The sequence below is a fragment of the Streptomyces sp. NPDC001156 genome, from assembly GCF_053598275.1.
The window spans coordinates 25,354-42,051 of record NZ_JBSFJX010000074.1 but is presented as its reverse complement, the minus strand read 5'-3'; the positions used below and the strand labels follow the sequence as shown (position 1 = coordinate 42,051).

Annotated in this window: 17 protein-coding genes and 1 riboswitch; of the genes, 5 read left to right on the top strand and 12 right to left on the bottom strand. The window is 70.9% G+C overall.

Annotated features, from left to right (window positions below):
- Window positions 1-228: 228 nt before the first annotated feature.
- The gene (locus ACWDA7_RS28845; RefSeq protein WP_450607647.1) at window positions 229-702 is read right to left on the bottom strand and encodes a carboxymuconolactone decarboxylase family protein; all 474 of its coding nucleotides are present in this window, start codon (window positions 700-702) and stop codon (window positions 229-231) included.
- Window positions 703-1,007: 305 nt separating this feature from the next.
- Between ACWDA7_RS28845 and ACWDA7_RS28840 the strand changes: the two genes are divergently transcribed.
- On the top strand, window positions 1,008-1,310 hold the full coding sequence (locus ACWDA7_RS28840; protein ID WP_359391582.1) for a hypothetical protein: 303 nt from the start codon (window positions 1,008-1,010) through the stop codon (window positions 1,308-1,310).
- A 9-nt stretch (window positions 1,311-1,319) separates the two neighbouring features.
- Here ACWDA7_RS28840 and ACWDA7_RS28835 read toward each other — a convergent pair whose 3' ends face one another.
- Window positions 1,320-2,315, bottom strand: a complete 996-nt coding sequence (locus tag ACWDA7_RS28835; RefSeq protein WP_450607651.1) for a GlxA family transcriptional regulator — start codon at window positions 2,313-2,315, stop codon at window positions 1,320-1,322.
- A 166-nt stretch (window positions 2,316-2,481) separates the two neighbouring features.
- On the opposite strand from ACWDA7_RS28835, the gene ACWDA7_RS28830 reads away from it, so the two are divergent.
- Window positions 2,482-2,937: a hypothetical protein gene (locus ACWDA7_RS28830; protein WP_450607645.1), complete on the top strand. Its 456-nt coding sequence runs from the start codon at window positions 2,482-2,484 to the stop codon at window positions 2,935-2,937.
- A gap of 24 nt (window positions 2,938-2,961) precedes the next feature.
- Here ACWDA7_RS28830 and ACWDA7_RS28825 read toward each other — a convergent pair whose 3' ends face one another.
- From ACWDA7_RS28825 to ACWDA7_RS28815, 3 genes are all read right to left on the bottom strand, one after another.
- A complete protein-coding gene (locus tag ACWDA7_RS28825) occupies window positions 2,962-3,417 on the bottom strand; it encodes a hypothetical protein (RefSeq protein WP_450607643.1) in 456 nt (151 codons plus the stop codon).
- A 393-nt stretch (window positions 3,418-3,810) separates the two neighbouring features.
- Window positions 3,811-5,283 (bottom strand): MFS transporter, encoded by a 1,473-nt coding sequence (locus tag ACWDA7_RS28820; protein ID WP_450607641.1) that lies wholly within the window; start codon window positions 5,281-5,283, stop codon window positions 3,811-3,813.
- Window positions 5,284-5,346: 63 nt separating this feature from the next.
- Complete coding sequence (locus ACWDA7_RS28815) at window positions 5,347-6,714, bottom strand: DUF445 domain-containing protein (RefSeq protein ID WP_450607639.1); 1,368 nt, start codon at window positions 6,712-6,714, stop codon at window positions 5,347-5,349.
- Between the two features lie 253 nt (window positions 6,715-6,967).
- Here ACWDA7_RS28815 and ACWDA7_RS28810 point away from each other — a divergent pair, with 253 nt between their 5' ends.
- Window positions 6,968-8,326: an SGNH/GDSL hydrolase family protein gene (locus ACWDA7_RS28810; RefSeq protein ID WP_450607638.1), complete on the top strand. Its 1,359-nt coding sequence runs from the start codon at window positions 6,968-6,970 to the stop codon at window positions 8,324-8,326.
- 145 nt (window positions 8,327-8,471) lie between these two features.
- On the opposite strand, the gene ACWDA7_RS28805 is transcribed toward ACWDA7_RS28810, so the two are convergent.
- The 4 genes from ACWDA7_RS28805 to ACWDA7_RS28790 are packed head-to-tail and all read right to left on the bottom strand — an operon-like array spanning window position 8,472 to window position 12,055.
- The gene (locus tag ACWDA7_RS28805; protein ID WP_450607636.1) at window positions 8,472-9,347 is read right to left on the bottom strand and encodes a DUF1707 SHOCT-like domain-containing protein; all 876 of its coding nucleotides are present in this window, start codon (window positions 9,345-9,347) and stop codon (window positions 8,472-8,474) included.
- A gap of 32 nt (window positions 9,348-9,379) precedes the next feature.
- Window positions 9,380-10,375: an ABC transporter ATP-binding protein gene (locus tag ACWDA7_RS28800; protein ID WP_450607649.1), complete on the bottom strand. Its 996-nt coding sequence runs from the start codon at window positions 10,373-10,375 to the stop codon at window positions 9,380-9,382.
- Between the two features lie 41 nt (window positions 10,376-10,416).
- Window positions 10,417-11,262 carry an ABC transporter permease gene (locus ACWDA7_RS28795; RefSeq protein WP_450607634.1) on the bottom strand — a complete coding sequence of 282 codons (846 nt, stop codon included), beginning with the start codon at window positions 11,260-11,262 and terminating at the stop codon, window positions 10,417-10,419.
- The gene (locus ACWDA7_RS28790) at window positions 11,255-12,055 is read right to left on the bottom strand and encodes an ABC transporter permease (RefSeq protein WP_450607632.1); all 801 of its coding nucleotides are present in this window, start codon (window positions 12,053-12,055) and stop codon (window positions 11,255-11,257) included. Before ACWDA7_RS28790 ends, ACWDA7_RS28795 begins: the two co-directional genes overlap by 8 nt.
- A gap of 189 nt (window positions 12,056-12,244) precedes the next feature.
- On the opposite strand from ACWDA7_RS28790, the gene ACWDA7_RS28785 reads away from it, so the two are divergent.
- Entirely contained in the window at window positions 12,245-14,692 is a 2,448-nt protein-coding gene (locus tag ACWDA7_RS28785; protein WP_450607630.1) for a transglycosylase domain-containing protein, read from the top strand.
- A 92-nt stretch (window positions 14,693-14,784) separates the two neighbouring features.
- On the opposite strand, the gene ACWDA7_RS28780 is transcribed toward ACWDA7_RS28785, so the two are convergent.
- The 3 genes from ACWDA7_RS28780 to ACWDA7_RS28770 all read right to left on the bottom strand — a co-directional run bounded on the left by ACWDA7_RS28780 (window position 14,785) and on the right by ACWDA7_RS28770 (window position 15,989).
- The gene (locus ACWDA7_RS28780) at window positions 14,785-15,105 is read right to left on the bottom strand and encodes a DMT family transporter (RefSeq protein WP_359391593.1); all 321 of its coding nucleotides are present in this window, start codon (window positions 15,103-15,105) and stop codon (window positions 14,785-14,787) included.
- A 33-nt stretch (window positions 15,106-15,138) separates the two neighbouring features.
- Window positions 15,139-15,197, bottom strand: a riboswitch (guanidine-III (ykkC-III) riboswitch).
- Between the two features lie 67 nt (window positions 15,198-15,264).
- Window positions 15,265-15,606, bottom strand: a complete 342-nt coding sequence (locus ACWDA7_RS28775) for a GroES family chaperonin (RefSeq protein WP_043440554.1) — start codon at window positions 15,604-15,606, stop codon at window positions 15,265-15,267.
- Window positions 15,607-15,650: 44 nt separating this feature from the next.
- A complete protein-coding gene (locus ACWDA7_RS28770; RefSeq protein WP_450607627.1) occupies window positions 15,651-15,989 on the bottom strand; it encodes a DUF3618 domain-containing protein in 339 nt (112 codons plus the stop codon).
- A 166-nt stretch (window positions 15,990-16,155) separates the two neighbouring features.
- Between ACWDA7_RS28770 and bcp the strand changes: the two genes are divergently transcribed.
- Complete coding sequence (gene bcp / locus ACWDA7_RS28765; protein ID WP_433131979.1) at window positions 16,156-16,623, top strand: thioredoxin-dependent thiol peroxidase; 468 nt, start codon at window positions 16,156-16,158, stop codon at window positions 16,621-16,623.
- Window positions 16,624-16,698: the final 75 nt, after the last annotated feature.

The window sequence follows — 16,698 nt, the reverse complement described above, 5'->3', positions numbered from 1 at the left end:
AGTCTGACCAGCCGCTGCAGCTCAAGCCCAGTCACTTTCACCCAAGCCCCGAGCAGGCACCGGCATGCCCTCGGCTGCTGTGATTTTCCGGCCAGACGTATCTCCGCTTCTCCCTCTCCACGAGGAACGCCCGCTCCGGGGAGATCAACGCTGGGCCCGGAGGCGGGCGCCGCCGCTGTGTGCGGCGGGTTCCGCCTCCGGGCCCGTCCCCCCGTCGGCCGCCCGTGCTCAGCCGAACTGTCCCGGCTGGTAGTCGCCCGCCGGCTGCTGGACGAGGACGTTCATGCGGTTGTACGCGTTGATCAGGGCGATGAGGGAGACCAGCGCGGCGAGTTGGTCCTCGTCGTAGTGCTTCGCGGCGTTCGCCCAGACCTCGTCCGGGACCCCGCCTGCCGCGTCGGCGATGCGGGTGCCCTGCTCGACCAGTTCCAGGGCGGCGCGCTCGGCGTCCGTGAAGACCGTGGCCTCCCGCCAGGCGGCGACGAGGTGGAGGCGCTGGTGGTCCTCGCCGGCGGCCACCGCGTCCTTGGTGTGCATGTCGGTGCAGAAGGCGCAGCCGTTGATCTGGCTGGCGCGGATCTTCACGAGTTCCTGCGTCGCCGCGGGAAGCGTCGAGTCGCTGATCACCTTGCCGGCCGAGTTGATGTACCTCGTGAACTTGCCTGCCACGGGGTTGGTGAAGAAGTTGAGACGGGCTTCCATGGCGATCTCCTTGCCGTATCGACGGTTACACAGCACTGACGGAGCACCACCGCACGATGTGACCGGCCGGGCGAGCGGGGGCATGTGACCTGCGTCTCATCTCACCCCAGGCTCGCCACGCTGAGGGCGGCCCTGGACCCAGGCGTCACACCGCTCTTGTCCGTTCCGACCTTCCGAACGGCATGGCGTGGCTACCGGGGCGCGCCCGGCAGGGGGTGAGGCCATGGTCTTGCCGGGCGCGGAGTTAGCCTCGGTCATCAGCCGCAACGGCGACCCGGACACACCGGCACAGGAGGCAGCAAGCGATGGCGAAGGTTCCTACGGCCCTGGTGGCCGCGACCGGTCTCGTCGGCGGGTACGGGGTCGCCCGCTGGAGCAAGAAGCGGCAGCTCGGCGGGGCCGTGCTGGCCGTGGCGGGGGCCGCGTCGGCCGAGCGGTGGCGGCGGCAGGCGGGTGGTGCTGCGGCCGGGGCGCTGACCGCCGCGTATGTCGCCGCGTTCGCCGGGTCGCATCCGCTGGCCAAGAAGGTGGGCGCGTGGCCCGCGGTGTTCGGGGTCGCCGGAGCCGTCGCCCTCGCCTCCTGGGCCGTGGCCGACCGGCGCGGTTAGGCCCCCCGGTCAGCCGAGCCGTCCGGCAGCCGCTCCCCCGCCGCCCCCTGAGACGGGCCCGCTCACTCCCCTGAACGTCCGCCGATACGCGTACGGACTCGTCCCGACGACCCGCTTGAAGCGGTCGCGGAAGGCCGTGGGGGAGCCGAACCCCGTCTGGGTCGCGATGCGCTCGACGGGATGCGACGTCGTCTCCAGGAGGTACTGGGCACGCCGGATCCGCGCCCGGTGCAGCCACTGCAACGGGGTCGTGCCGGTCTGTTCGCGAAAGCGGCGGTTGAGGGTGCGGGCGCTCGTACCGGCGCGGGCCGCGATGTCGTCCAGGGTCAGGTCGCGGTCCGCGTTCTCCTCCAGCCAGTGCAGCAGCGGCTCCAGGGTGGTCCCCGCAGGGGCCGGCGGCCGGGCGTGGACGATGAACTGGGCCTGGCCGCCCTCGCGTTCGAGCGGCATGACCGACAGACGGGCCGCGTCCGCCGCGACCGCCGAGCCGTGGTCCTTGCGGATCATGTGCAGGCACAGGTCGAGCGCCGCGGCCGCGCCCGCCGAGGTCAGGAACTGGCCCTCGTCGACGTAGAGCACGTCCGGGTCGACCGTCACCTCCGGGTGGCGTTCGGCCAGCAGGGTCGCCGCCACCCAGTGCGTCGTCGCCCGCCGTCCGTCCAGCAGTCCGGTCGCGGCGAACACGAACGCGCCCGCACACACCGACGCGATGCGTGTGCCGTTCGCGGCGGCCGCGCACAGGGCCCCCTTGACGCCCTCCGGAAGCGGCCGTGTCGGGTCCTCCGTGCCCGGCAGGATGATCGTGTCCGCCTCCGCCAGCGCCTCGAGCCCGTACGGCGCCCGGATCCGGAACGTGCCCGCGTCCACCTCCTCCGTCGGCGCGCAGATCCGTACCCGGTAGGCGGGCCGTCCGTCCGGCAGACGGGTGCGTGAGAAGACCTCGATCGGCGCCGAGAGGTCGAAGGGGATCACCTGGTCCAGCGCCAGGATGGCCACGGTGTGGATGGCGAGAGCGTACGGGGACGCCGGGTCACGGCCAAGGCGTTGCAGTGGCGGATAATCCTCGATCCCTGCAGGTAGATGGCCATGCGCGGCCGCGTGGCGAGAATCCGTTGGGTACTGGCAATTCCGCCACTTCCGTCAGTGATCTTCGCGCCCGTAGCGTCGGCTCGTGACCAAGTTCCTTCTCGCCGTCCATGTCCTCGCCGCGATCGTCGCCGTCGGTCCTGTCACCGTCGCCGCGAGCATGTTCCCGCCCGTCGCCCGCAAGGTGCTCGCCGAGCCCGCGGAAAGCCGGCACAGCCTCGCGCTGCTGCACCGCACCTGCCGGGTCTACGCACTCGTCGGGGTCGTCGTCCCCGTGTTCGGGTTCGCCACCGCCAAGAACATGGGCGTGCTCGGCGACACCTGGCTGATCCTGTCGATCGTGCTGACCACACTCGCGGCAGTGGTGCTCGGTGCCCTGGTCCTGCCCCGGCAGGGCGCCGTCCTCGAGGCGGTGGAGGGCGGCGTGGTCAGTGAGCGGGTCACGGTCCGGCTCGCCATGGCCACCGGTGTCTTCAACCTTCTGTGGGCCGCCGTCACCGTGCTGATGATCGTGCGCCCGGGGTCCACGACGGGGGCCTGACGGCCGCGCGGCGGGGCTGTCGTGTCACAAGGGGTTCGTCTGCGGCAGGTCCTCGCGCGCCCACTCCCCGCGGAGCGCGCGCGCCACTCCGGTCGTCACGAACACGCCCGCCGCGATCAGCAGCGTGAAGAAGCCCCATGCCAGGGGCCACAGCGCGGCGTCCGGTGCGGGGTGGGTGCGGAAGGAGACGTACATCAGCGCGGCGGGCGGTGCGGCGACCAGGAGCAGTGGCCAGCCCAGGTGGTCCCAGTGGCCGAAGTAGGCCGCCAGGAGCAGCAGGGTCACGGTGAGGGCGAGGACGCCGACGCCTGTGACAGGGGTCGTGTCCTCGGTGGCCGTGGGTGTGGCCGGCTGGTTGCGCGGGTCCCACGGGAGGCACAGCAGGTAGGCCGCGGCGGCGAGGGCGGCGCCGAGCAGGCGGATCAGCCAGCGCTCGGGCCAGGGACGCGTTCGCATCGGGCAGAGCAGCTTCTCGGTCATGCGTACGAGGGTTTCCGCGGAGCGGCGGAGTCGGCAGAGTACGGGTACTCAGATCGCCCTGGGCACCTCGCACACGGCCCCGCGCCCGCAGCCGCGACGGCCTCGCAAGCGCGACAGACCCGAAGCCACCCGACCACGCCCGTCGCCACGGCGCCGACCCGCAGCCCCCGGGCCGCGCCCCCGCCGCGACGGGCACGCGGCAGCCACTCACCCGGAGCCGCTACCCCCACAGCCAGCCTCGCAGGCGCGACAGACCCGAAGCCACCCGACCACGCCCGTCGCCACGGCGCCGACCCGCAGCCCCACCCGCGCCCGCAGCCGCGACTGCCTCGGAGGCGCGACAGACCGTAAGCCACGCATCCGGAGCCCCCGCCCGCGTCCAGACCCCAAGACCTACGGCCGAGCCTGCGCCCCCGCCGCCGTCGCCGTCAGCGGCCTGGCGATGTCCTCCAGCGACCGTCGTTCCGCCCGGACCGCAAGCAGGGCCGCGACCAGCCCCGCCGCGCACATCAGGGCCGCGCCGATCTGGAAGGCGAGGACCGTGTCGCCGACCCGGCCGGTGCTCGTGAGGTCCGCGAACAGCAGCGGGCCGCTGATGCCGCCGGCGGCGGTGCCAAGGGCGTAGAAGAAGGCGATCGACATGGCCCGCGTCTCCATCGGGAAAATCTCGGAGACCGTCAGATACGCGCTGGACGCGCCCGCCGAGGCGAAGAACAGCACCGCGCACCAGCACGCCGTCAGTGTTCCCGCGCTCAGCGAGCCCCGGTCGAACAGCCAGGCCGTGCCGAACAGCAGCAGTCCGGAGAGCAGGTACGTCGACGAGATCATCACCCGCCGGCCGACGGTGTCGAAGAGTTTGCCGAGCAGCAGCGGGCCGAGGAAGTTGCCGACGGCGATGACGGCGAAGTAGTAGCCGGTGTCGCCGGTGGGGACGTGGAAGAACTTGGTGAGGATCGCGCCGAATCCGAAGGTGATGGCGTTGTACAGGAAGGCCTGGCCGATGAAGAGGGAGAAGCCGAGCACGGCGCGTTTGCGGTAGACGGTGAAGACGGTGCGGGCGATCTCGGCGAAGCCGATGCTCTCGCGCTGGTGGATGGTGATCTCGCCCTTGGGCGCGGGGAGCGGCTCGCCCCTCTCGTCCTCGATCTGCCGCTCGATGGAGGCCACCACGCGTTCCGCTTCCTTCTCCCTGCCGTGGATCAGCAGCCAGCGCGGGCTTTCGGGGACGTGCCGGCGCACGAGCAGGATCACCAGGGCGAGGAGGGCGCCGAGGGCGAACGTCAGCCGCCAGCCCACGTTCACGGGCAGAAGGTCGGTGTTCAGCGCGACGATCGACAGCAGCGAGCCGCCGATCGCGCCCAGCCAGAAGCTGCCGTTGATGATCAGGTCGACGCGGCCGCGGTAGTGCGCCGGGATCAGCTCGTCGATCGCGGAGTTGATGGCCGCGTACTCGCCGCCGATGCCGAAGCCGGTCAGAAAGCGGAAGAGGAAGAACCACCAGGTCGAGAAGGAGACCGCGGTCAGGGCGGTGGCCGCGAGGTAGACCGCGAGGGTGATCATGAAGAGGTTCTTGCGGCCGTAGCGGTCGGTCAGGCGCCCCCAGAACAGCGCACCGACGCAGGCGCCCGCCACATAGAGCGCGGCCGCCGTGCCGGTGACCGCGCTCGATGAGATCGGCAACCCGCTGCCGGGCTCGGAGAGACGACTGGCGATGTTGCCGACGACCGTGACCTCGAGGCCGTCCAGGATCCATACCGTGCCGAGTCCGATCACGATCGTCCAGTGCCAGCGTGACCAGGGCAGACGATCCAGGCGGGCGGGGATCGCGGTGGTGACCGTGCCGGGTGGGGGCGCGGTGACGGACATGGTTGCCTCCTCGGGGACGCGGGGTGACGCCGCACCCACCCCGAGTGCCCGATCGGCGGACGGTTACGCTCCGAGCGCCCGCGACACGGTGTAGATCAACAGCCCCGCAAGCGAGCCCACCACTGTGCCGTTGATCCGGATGAACTGCAGGTCGCGGCCGATGTGCGCCTCGATCTTCCGCGTGGTGTGCACGGCGTCCCAGCCGGCGACGGTGTCCGTGATCAAGGACGTGATCTCCTTGCGATAGGTCGTCACGACGTGCACCGCGGCGCTCTCCACCCACGTGTCGACCTTGGACTGGGTCCGCTCCTCGGTGGCCATGCGCTGGCCCAGCGACAACAGCGAGGCCCGTACGCGCTGCCGCAGCTCGCTGTGCTCGTCCTCGGCGGCGGACACGATCATGGAGCGGACGGCCGTCCAGGCGGAGGCGATCAGGTCCTGGACCTCGCCCCGGCCCAGCACATCGCCCTTGAGCCGCTCCACACGGGCGCGGGTGTCGGTGTCGGACTGGAGGTCGGAGGCGAAGTCGGCGAGGAACCGGTCGAGGGCACCGCGCGCGGGATGCGTGGGCGAGTCGCGCATCTCGGTGACGAAGCGGAGCAGTTCCTTGTAGACCCGCTCGCCGACCTTCTTGTCGACGAACCGGGGAGTCCAGCCGGGGGCGCCGCCCTGGACTGCGGACATGACCTGGTCGTCGTGCAGGACGAGCCAGTCGTGGGCGCGGACGCAGATCAGGTCGACGACCCGTTTGTGGCCGCCGTCCGCGACGACCTTCTCCAGCATTTTGCCGAGGGGCGGAGCGATCTCCTGCGCGTCGGCGCGGCGCGTTATGGCCTCGCCGACCACCGCCTGGACGTCCGAGTCGCGCAGCACCGTCAGTGCTCCTCGCAGGGCCGTCGCCAGCTCCGCCGTCACCCGGTCCGCGTGTTCCGGATCGGCGAGCCATGTGCCCAGCCGGGCGGCGATGCCGACGGCGTGCAGGCGCTGCCGCACGACTTCCTGGGAGAGGAAGTTCTCGCCGACGAACTCGCCGAGGGAGATGCCGAGCTGATCCTTCTTGTTGGGGATGATCGCCGTGTGCGGGATGGGCAGGCCGAGCGGGTGCCGGAAGAGCGCGGTGACCGCGAACCAATCGGCCAGCGCACCGACCATGCCTGCCTCTGCTGCGGCGGCCACATAGGCCGCCCAGGGGCCCGCGCCCGCGCCCCGCGCCCAGGTGGCGAGGGCGTACACGAGCGCCACGAGGAGCAGCAGCCCGGTCGCCGTGCTCTTCATCCGGCGCACACCTCGGCGCTTCTCCTCGTCGGCGGGGCTGAAAGCCGTCATCGCCCGGCTCGTGGCGGTATCCGAGCGGGCAGGCGGCACCTCAGCCACCACTTCCTCCGGTTCCGTGCGTTCCATCCACTCCACCCGTTCGTGTCCCCCGTACACATTGTCCCTTCCTGACCGACTCATGGAACGGAACGGGAGTTCCCGGCGTCTGTCCGGACGGAGAAGTCTCGGGGCCTTTCAGGGTCTCGTACGGGTTCCCCGGACCCCGGGCAACCCGGACACTGGGGCAAGGCCTGTCCGTTCCGTCACGATCCGCCAGGGTTCCCGTCGGCCTCCTCCCGCGCCATGACGCATCATGGTGATGATCGACACCGGAGCCCCGGACTCCCGTCCCGAGGAGAACACTCGCAGCATGACCAGGCGAAACGGTTATGCCCTGATCGCTGCCCTGTGCGCGCTCATCCTGGCCGTGTCGGCCGGCATATTCATCGGCGCCACGACCGGCGACGGCGGTGACCAGGGGACGCTCACCGACGGCCTTCCCGGCCGGCCGGGCGCCGCCGCCCCCGCCTCCACCGGCGTCTGGGTCGGCGCCTGGTCGGCCTCGCCCTCCGGTGCCGAGCCGGGCACCGGGACGTACGGGATGGCGGGACGCTCCGTGCGCAACGTCGTGCACGTGGGCATCGGGGGTACGAGCGCCCGTATCACGCTGTCCAATCTCTACGGTCAGCGGCCGCTCACCGTCACCCACGCCTCGATCGCCCTCGCCGCGGCTCACAACGACGCGGCGGCGGCCGCGGGCACCCTGCGCCCGCTCACCTTCGCCGGGGCCGTCTCGGTCGTCATCCCGCCGGGCCGGCAGGTGGTCAGCGACGCCGTCCGGATCGCCGTACCGCGCGACTCGGACGTGCTCGTGACCACCTACTCCCCCGTCCCGTCGGGCCCGGTCACCTTCCACCGGACCGCACGGCAGATCTCGTACGTCGCCTTGGGCGACCGCACCCAGGACACCGGCGGCGCCGCCTACCGGGAACAGACGCCGTACTGGCGCTATCTGACCGCTCTCGACCTGCTCAGCAAGGAATCGGTCGGCACCGTCGTCGCGCTCGGCGACTCGATCACCGACGGCGTCACCTCCACCGAGGGCGCCAACCGCCGCTGGACCGACTTCCTCGACCGCCGGCTGAGCGAGGCCGCCGGCTCCGCCGAGGTGCCCCGCTACAGCGTGGTCAACCAGGGCATCAGCGGCAATCGCGTACTGGCCGGCGGGTCCGCCCTGCCGCTCCAATCGAGCGGGGGCGCCTCCGTCGCCGACAACCCGAGTGCCCTCGCCCGCTTCGGGCGTGACGTCCTCGGCCGTGCGAACGTCAAGGCGGTCGTCATCGAGCTCGGTGTGAACGACATCCTGCGCGACCCCGGCCACGCCGACCCGGACCGGATCACGGCCGGGCTGCGCACCCTGGTCCGCGAGGCGCACGCGCACGGACTCAGGGTCGTGGGCGCGACGCTCATGCCGTTCCAGGGTTACCCCGCCTACCGGGACGACCGCGAGGAGGTGCGGCAGGCCATCAACGCGCAGATCCGCGCGGGCACGGTGTACGACGAGGTCGTCGACTTCGACAGGGCGCTGCGGGATCCCTACGACCCGCGCCGGCTGCGCGCCGACTACGACTCGGGCGACCACCTCCACCCCAGCGACGCGGGTTTCCGCCGGATGGCGGAAATCTTCGACCTCTCCTCACTGAAGGGGGCGGCACCGGCGCAGCTGTGAGAACGGGGACGAGGGCCGGTCCATGACCGCCGGGCGTGCCGCGGCCGAAGGCCGACCGCGCAGCGGTGCGGCACCCGCCGGCAGAGCCCGGCTCAGTACGGGCCCAGCCCGACCCGGCCGGTGCCGTCCGAGACGGGACGCCTGGTCAGTACTCTCCGCTCCGCCGCCGGTCGCGGTGCTCGCGCCGGGCCTCCCGGCGCTCCTCGTGCCGCTCGCGGCGCCCCTCATGCCACTCCCGGCGCTCGTCACGGCGTTCCCGCAGCAGGTCGCGATGGGCTTCCAGGGCCTCGCGGTGGGACGCGTGCAGGCCCCTGCGGACGGCCTTGCGGTCCAGCTTCTCCCGGCGCCGCTCCTCCTTCAGCCGCTGTCGTTCGGCCCGGGTCAGCTTGCGCTCGACGCCGACTCCGCCCCAGAAGGCGAACCCGGTGACGATCACACGGGGCGCGCCCGGCTCGCCCGGCACGCCCTCCTCGCGGTGGTCGAAGCCGCCCATGATCCCGATGCCGCGTACGACCACCTCGACACCCGGCGGCACGATGACGCTGACCCCGCCCATGATCGCGACGCAGTTGATCTCGACCTCGCGGTCCGCGAAGTGCGCCTCGCGCAGGTCGATCTCACCGCCGCCCCAGAAGACGAAGGAGCTGAACCGCTTCGGTACCGTCCAGCGCCCCTTGCGCTGGAACCCGGACATGATGGCGACGGCCCAGGTGGACGACCCGTCGCCGCCGACGACCCGCCCTGCCCAATCCCCGTCTCCCACCGGCTCCTTGACCAGCGAGACCGGCGGAGCCGTGACGCCCGCCGCGGGCAGGTCCCGGGTGATCGGCGCCAGCTCCCCGTACGTCCGCGCCTTGTACGTCGCCTCCAGCCGCTCCTCGAACTCCTCCATGTCGAGCCGGCCCTCGGCCAGGGCGTCCCGCAGGACCTCGGCGACACGTTCGCGGTCGGCGTCGGAAGCACGGAGATCCGGGACGGAGGGCCTGGGAGGTGTCCCGTCGGAAGACACGGCGTCGGTCATGCGATCAGCCTACGAGGTCGCCGCGCGGCGGGCTACGACACCGCTCGCTCGGCCTGTCCCAGCCCCGTGTACATCTTCGCGATGACCGCCTCGATGTCCGGCTCCCGCACCGACAGGTCCACCAGCGGGTACTCCGCGGCGACCCGGGCCACCAGGGGGGCCGCCGACTCCGACGCCGGGAACGCCAGCCACTGCCGCGGCCCGTCGACCCGCACCACGCGCGCGGGCGGTGCCTCGATCGGCGGCATCTCCCGCTCCAGGTCGACCACCAGGGTGCGCTCGCTGTCGCCCACCTCGTGCAGTCCGGCGAGCCCGCCGTCGTAGACCAGCCGCCCGTGGTCGATGACCATCACCCGTGAGCACAACTGCTCGATGTCCTGCAGGTCGTGCGTGGTCAGCAGCACCGTCGTGCCGCGCTCGGCGTTCAGGTCCCGCAGGAATTCGCGCACCCTGGCCTTGGAGGCGACGTCCAGGCCGATGGTCGGCTCGTCGAGGTACAGCACCTCGGGGTCGTGCAGCAGTGCCGCCGCGATGTCGCCGCGCATCCGCTGGCCCAGGGACAGCTGCCGGACCGGGACGTCCAACAGGCCGCTCAGCTGGAGGAGTTCGACGCAGCGGTCCAGGTTCTCCCGGTAACGCCCGTCCGGGATGCGGTACATGCGGTGCATCAGCCGGTAGGAGTCGATCAGCGGCAGGTCCCACCACAGGGTGGTGCGCTGACCGAAGACCACCCCGATGCGCCGGGCCAGCCGCGTCCGCTCCCGGGCGGGGTCGATGCCGGCGACCCGCAGCCGGCCGCCGCTAGGCGTCAGGATCCCGGTCAGCATCTTGATCGTCGTGGACTTCCCGGCGCCGTTCGGTCCGATGTACCCGACCATCTCGCCGCGTGCCACGGTGAAGGAGATCGAGTCGACGGCCCGCACCTGCCGCCGCTCACGGCGCAGGAAGCCGGTCTTCCGACGCACGTCGAACACCTTCTCGACCCGGTCGACTTCGATGAGGCCGCCGCCCGCGAGGCCCCCGTCCATGCCGTCACCGTCCACCACGAAGCCACCTTCCATCTGGGCCCTCAGCTCCCCGTACTCCGGTACGAACGCAGTCCCGCCCGCCAGGCCGCCCCCGCCGCCGCACAGCAGCCCGCCGCGACCAGCGGTGGGGCGAAGGCGACCCACACCGGCAGGTCGAGCGGATAGGGCCGCCCCAGCACATACAGCGCGGGCAGCCAGTTGACGAAGGCCAGCGGCAGCACGAACGTCACCCCGCGCACCAGGTCCTTGGCGAAGACGGTGGGCGGGTACTGCAGCATGGTCTGACCGCCGTACGTGAACGAGTTCTGCACCTCGGAGGCGTCCTGCGCGACGAACTGGAAGGCCGCGCCCGCCACGAACACGGCGCAGAAGATCACCGCCCCGCTCAGCAGCGACAGCGGGACCATCGCCACCTTCAGCGGGGTCCAGGACACGTCCAGTGCGGCGACGGCGTACCCGAGAACCAGCGCCCCCTGGGTGATCCGGCCGATCCGGCGCAGCCCGAAACGGTCCGCAGCGACCTGCGCGAGCACGGGCACCGGGCGGACCAGGATCGTGTCCAGCGTCCCGTCGCGCACCCGCCGCCCCAGCCGGTCCATCGAGCCGAGCGCGAGGTCGGCGAGACCGAAGGCGGTGGCGGACAGGCCGTACAGGAACGCGACCTCGGGCAGGCGGTAGCCGCCGAGCACATCGATCCGCGAGAACATCAGCATGATCGCGACGAAGTCGAACGCGGTCCCGGCGAAGTTGCCGAACGCGGTCATGGCGAAGGAAGCGCGATAGGCCATCGTGGAGCGGATCCACATGCCGCTGATCAAGAAATAGGCGCGCAGCCCCGCGCGCACGCGCCCGTGCTCCCGCGCCCCGCCGTGAGGCGTGTCAGCCACCCTGGACCACCACCCGCCGGGTCGCGGCCGACTGCACCAGCCGGCCGAGGGTCAGCAGCACGACCGCCCACGCACCCTGGAAGGCGTACGTGGGCAGGGGCCGCGCCCGACCGAGGAGCACATCCACCGGAGCCTGCATCAGGGCGGACCAAGGCAGCACGCGGACGACCTCGCCGAGAGCGCCGGGGAAGACGTTGAGCGGCAGCAGCAGGCCCGAGCAGAAGACCGCCACCAGCGCGGCGAGCTGGGCGGCACCCGCCCCGTCGAGCAGCCAGAAAGCGCACAGCGCCACGACGAAGCGGATCGCGAAGCTCACCAGGACCCCCAGCGCCACCGCGATCACAAAGGCGATCCAGGCCAGCGGCCGGGCCGGCAGCGCCAGCGGGAAGACCAGCGCGCCGAACACCAGCGGGACCACGCCCCGGCCCAGCAGATGGAACAGGGCCCGCCCGGCATCCGAGGCCAGCCACCACAGCTGGAGGTCGGCGGGCCGGTACAGGTCGATGGCGATGTCACCGGTTCGGATGCGTTCGATCAGTTCGTCCTCGAAGCCGCCGCCGAACACGGCCACCGTCATCAGCAGCCCCTGACTCACCCAAACGAACGTAAGAGCCTGCGCCTGGTCGTATCCACCCAGGTGGGGTCGCTCGTTCCACAGGGCAAGGTAGGTGTATGCCAAGATCAACCCGAAGACTGTGTTGGTGAAGACTCCCGCCGCGGTCGCGGTTCGGTAGGTCGCATACCGCCGGAAACCACCGGCGGCGACGGCGGCGTACAACCGCCCTGTCCCCACGGGAAACCTCCTTCGACGCAGGCGGGCCGAAGCGCTGGAGCCTAGCGCGCGGACAAGTGGTGTACCACGCGTTTTCCACACCCGACATGTCCGTCATAACGGGAACGTGGGCGCGAGGTGCGGCAGTCTTCATCGGGGACGCACTTGGCGTACGGGAACGTACGACGCGAAACGGGAGTCCGGCAGACGATGAGCGACGAGCCGCAACACAGCAGCCAGACCCTGGCACCCGAAGAAGACGAGCTTCCCGGGCTGACCGGGCCACCACCCGGCCGGCCCGGGCGTCCACGCCGCACGGGCTGGCGCAGGCTGATCCCGACCTGGCGGACGGTGCTCGGCGCCTTCGTGACCGGACTCCTGCTCCTGACCGGCCTGTTCACGCTCGGATACGCCATCGTCAGCATCCCGGCCGCGAACGCCGCCGCAACCAAACAGAGCAACGTGTACCTGTACGCGGACGGCACCGAAATGGCCCGCGACGGCTCGGTCAACCGCCAGAACGTGACGCTCGCACAGATGTCCAAGGATGCCCAGCACGCGGCGCTCGCCGCCGAGGACCGCGACTTCTACTCCGAGTCCGCCGTCGACCCCAAGGCGATGGTCCGCGCCGCCTGGAACACGGCCAGCGGCAAGGGCAAGCAGTCCGGATCCACGATCACCCAGCAATACGTGAAGAACTATTACCTGGCCCAGGAGCAGACCATCACCCGAAAGGTGAAGGAGTTCTTCATCGCGATCAAGCTCGACCGCGAGAAGAGCAAGGACCACATCCTCGAGGGCTACCTCAACACCAGCTACTTCGGCCGCAACGCGTACGGCATCCAGGCCGCCGCACAGGCCTACTACGGCGTGGACGCCAAAAAACTCACGGTCGGTCAGAGCGCCTACCTCGCCGCCCTGCTCAACGCACCAAGCCAGTACGACATCATCGCCCACCCGGAGAACGGGCCGGCGGCCATGGCCCGCTGGAAGTACGTCCTCGACGGCATGGTGAAGATGCGCTGGCTGACCGAGACGCAACGGCGGGCGGTGACGTTCCCCATGCCACGCCAGCCGGTGACCGCGCCCGGCCTGTCCGGCCAGCGCGGCTACCTCGTCGAGGCGATCAGGGACTACCTCGTCGGCAACAAGGTCATCGACGAGAGCACCCTCGCCGCCGGTGGCTACCGCGTCACCACCACCCTGCAGAAGTCCAAGCAGGACGCCTTCACCCAGGCCGTGAACGACCAGCTGATGAGCAGGCTCGACAAGAAGAACCGCAAGGTCGACCGGTACGTCCGCGCGGGCGGCGTGGCCATCGACCCGGCCACCGGCAAGGTCCTCGCGATGTACGGCGGCATCGACTACACCAAGCAGTACGTCAACAACGCGACCCGCCGCGACTACCAGGTCGGCTCCACGTTCAAGCCGTTCGTGTTCACCTCGGCCGTCCAGAACAATTCCAAAACGCAGTACGGCGACACCATCAATCCCTACACGGTGTACGACGGCACGAACAAGCTCCCGGTGGACGGCTGGGGCGGCGGGACATACGCGCCCGAGAACGAGGACGAGGTCTCGTACGGCCCGATCACCGTCGGCACGGCCACCGACAAGTCGGTGAACACGGTGTACGCACAGATGGCGGTCGACGTCGGCCCCTCCAAGGTCCAGCAGACCGCGATCGACCTCGGGTTGCCCGAGAACACGCCCGAAATGAGCCCGTACCCGTCGATCGCGCTCGGTGCGGCCACCGCCAGCGTCCTCGACATGGCCCAGGCGTACGCGACGCTCGCCAACCACGGCAAGCACGGCACCTACACGCTGATCGAGAAGGTCTCCAAGGACGGCAAGGAGAACGTCACGCTGCCGGACGAGACCCCCAGGCAGGTGGTGAGCCGCGAGGCGGCGGACACCACCACGTCCATCCTGCAGAGCGTGGTGGACAGCGGCACCGGAACGGCCGCCCAGGCCGCCGGCCGGCCCGCCGCGGGCAAGACAGGCACCTCGGAGGACGACCGGGCCGCCTGGTTCGCCGGCTACACCCCGGACCTGGCGACGGTGGTCGCCGTGATGGGCCAGGACCCGGACACCGGCCGGCACGAGTCGCTCTACGGTGCGACAGGCCTGGACCGCGTCAACGGCGGCGGCGCACCGGCGGAGATCTGGGCCCAGTTCACGGAGGCAGCCCTCCAGGGCAATCAGATCCAGGACTTCAACCTTCAACTGCAGGAGGGTGCGCAGCCCTACGACGAGCCCCCTGGCGACTACAACGGCGGCTACAACGGCGGCTACAACTGGGACGACCGGCCCGGCGGCGCCAGCCCCCGGAACAACGGCGGCCCGACGAGCAGCACCCCGGGGCAGAACCAGAACCGGACCCCAGGTCGGAGCGACGGCGCCACCACCGGAGCGGGCAGCACACCGGGCACGACCGGCGGCGGCACCGCGGGCACCGGCGGCACCACCGGCGACGGGGCCACCCCGGACACCGGCGGCGCCGCCGACAGTGGCACCGCGGGAACAGGCGGTCCTCCCGGCCAGCGCGGCACCACCGGCACCGGAGGCGATACGGGGCCGGGCCGCGGCCCCGGCGACATCACCGGGACCGGCGACACGGCCGGCCCAGTCGGGGCGACGGGTGGAGCGGGAGCGTGAACCGGCAGGGGCGTGAACGGGCGGGATGCCCCACCGGGGACGACCGTAGATCCGGATCGTCCGAATCATCAGAATCGTGCGGCTCGTGCGGATCAGTGCGGCGAGGTCGCCTTGAGCCCCACCACGGCCACCAGCAGCAGCGCCACGAAGAAGATCCGCGCGGCCGTCGCGGGCTCGCCGAGGACCGCCATGCCCAGCACCGCCGCACCCGCCGCGCCGATGCCCACCCAGACGCCGTACGCCGTACCGATCGGCAGCGATCTCGCGGCGTACGACAGCAGCAGCATGCTCGCGACGATGCCGGCACCGGTGGCCAGACTCGGCCACAGGCGGGTGAAACCGTCGGTGTACTTCATCCCGACCGACCAGCCGACCTCCAGCAGGCCGGCGACGACAAGCAGAACCCAGGCCATGACGGCACCTCCGTGTTCTCGCGATCAACAGGGGGTGCGTCGTCTTTACGGTCCCGGTACGGCGCGTCTCGTCGGGTCCCTCACGGGTCGGCCCACCGTAGCAAAGAAACGTAAAAAGGGGCTGGTGGCAGCCCGCCACCAGCCCCTTTGCGATGTGAACTACAGGTACAGGCCCGTGGAGTCCTCCGACCCCTCGAAGCGGTCCGCGGCCACGGCGTGCAGATCGCGTTCGCGCATCAGGACGTACGCGGTCCCACGGACCTCGACCTCGGCCCGGTCCTCCGGGTCGTACAGGACCCGGTCACCCGGCTCCACGGTCCGTACGTTCTGCCCGACCGCGACGACCTCGGCCCAGGCGAGGCGCCGGCCGACGGCCGCCGTCGCGGGGATCAGGATGCCGCCGCCGGACCTGCGCTCACCCTCGGCGGCGTCCTGCCGCACCAGCACACGGTCGTGCAGCATCCGGATGGGCAACTTGTCGTGGTGGGTCTTCTCGCTCACGCCCCCGAACCTACCCGTCTTCGACGGCTCCGTGCGCGTCCGGGTCAGCCCCTGCGCCGCCGGGAGCCGTAGGCGAGCAGCCCGACGACCCCCACGACCACCAGCGCCACGGGCACGACACGCTCCAGACGCGGCGCACCGTCCTCCGTGACGAACTGCCCCTTCACCTCGCTGACGACCCGGTTGACACCGACGTAGGCGCGCCCGAGCGTGTGGTCGATGTTGGAGACGACCTTGGCCTTCGCGTCCCCGACGATCGTCTTCGGGTGCACCCGGACGCCGATCTCGTCGAGCGTCTCGGCGAGGGTTTCGCGACGGCGCTCGATGTCCGCCTCGATCTGCGCCGGAGTCCTGGTGTCCGGCGTGCTCGACGTGTCCGCCACCGCGCTTCCTCCGTGGTCGTTTGCGACGTGTTCCGCGCAATTCCTACATCTGTGGTCGACAGTCTGTCAGCTTCACCCCCGACGCACTCCCCGGCACCCCCACTGGAGGCACCGGAAGGAGATTAGGCTCGTCGGGGTAACCCGCCCCTTGCCACGTGAGGTACCGATGAGCGAGCGACTCAAGCCCGGCGACACCGCCCCCGCCTTCACCCTGCCGGACGCCGACGGCAACGAGGTCTCCCTGGCCGACCACAAAGGCCGCAAGGTCATCGTGTACTTCTACCCGGCCGCGCTCACCCCGGGCTGCACCAAGCAGGCGTGCGACTTCACCGACAACCTCGAACTGCTGGCGGGCGCGGGCTACGACGTCATCGGCATCTCGCCCGACAAGCCGGAGAAGCTCGCGAAGTTCCGTGAGAAGGAGTCCCTGGAGGTCACCCTCCTCGCCGACCCCGACAAGCAGGTCCTGGACGCGTACGGCGCCTTCGGAGAGAAGACGATGTACGGCAGGACGGTCGTCGGCGTCATCCGCTCCACGGTGATCGTGGACGAGGAGGGCAAGGTCGAGCGCGCCCTGTACAACGTGCGGGCGACGGGGCACGTGGCGAAGATCATCAAGGACCTGGGCATCTGACGACACATCCCTCCAGCCCCGCGGCCCGCACCGCTACACCCCGGCGCGGGCCGTTTTCGCTTCCGGGCGTGACTG

Bases quoted from the DNA above. Each gene is read 5' to 3' on its own strand.
- ACWDA7_RS28840 (WP_359391582.1), top strand. From the start codon at position 1,008: ATGGCGAAGGTTCCTACGGCCCTGGTGGCCGCGACCGGTCTCGTCGGC.
- ACWDA7_RS28810 (WP_450607638.1), top strand. From the start codon at position 6,968: ATGACCAGGCGAAACGGTTATGCCCTGATCGCTGCCCTGTGCGCGCTC.
- ACWDA7_RS28780 (WP_359391593.1), bottom strand. From the start codon at position 15,105: ATGGCCTGGGTTCTGCTTGTCGTCGCCGGCCTGCTGGAGGTCGGCTGG.
- ACWDA7_RS28845 (WP_450607647.1), bottom strand. From the start codon at position 702: ATGGAAGCCCGTCTCAACTTCTTCACCAACCCCGTGGCAGGCAAGTTC.
- ACWDA7_RS28785 (WP_450607630.1), top strand. From the start codon at position 12,245: ATGAGCGACGAGCCGCAACACAGCAGCCAGACCCTGGCACCCGAAGAA.
- bcp (WP_433131979.1), top strand. From the start codon at position 16,156: ATGAGCGAGCGACTCAAGCCCGGCGACACCGCCCCCGCCTTCACCCTG.
- ACWDA7_RS28805 (WP_450607636.1), bottom strand. From the start codon at position 9,347: ATGACCGACGCCGTGTCTTCCGACGGGACACCTCCCAGGCCCTCCGTC.
- ACWDA7_RS28825 (WP_450607643.1), bottom strand. From the start codon at position 3,417: ATGACCGAGAAGCTGCTCTGCCCGATGCGAACGCGTCCCTGGCCCGAG.
- ACWDA7_RS28800 (WP_450607649.1), bottom strand. From the start codon at position 10,375: ATGGACGGGGGCCTCGCGGGCGGCGGCCTCATCGAAGTCGACCGGGTC.
- ACWDA7_RS28820 (WP_450607641.1), bottom strand. From the start codon at position 5,283: ATGTCCGTCACCGCGCCCCCACCCGGCACGGTCACCACCGCGATCCCC.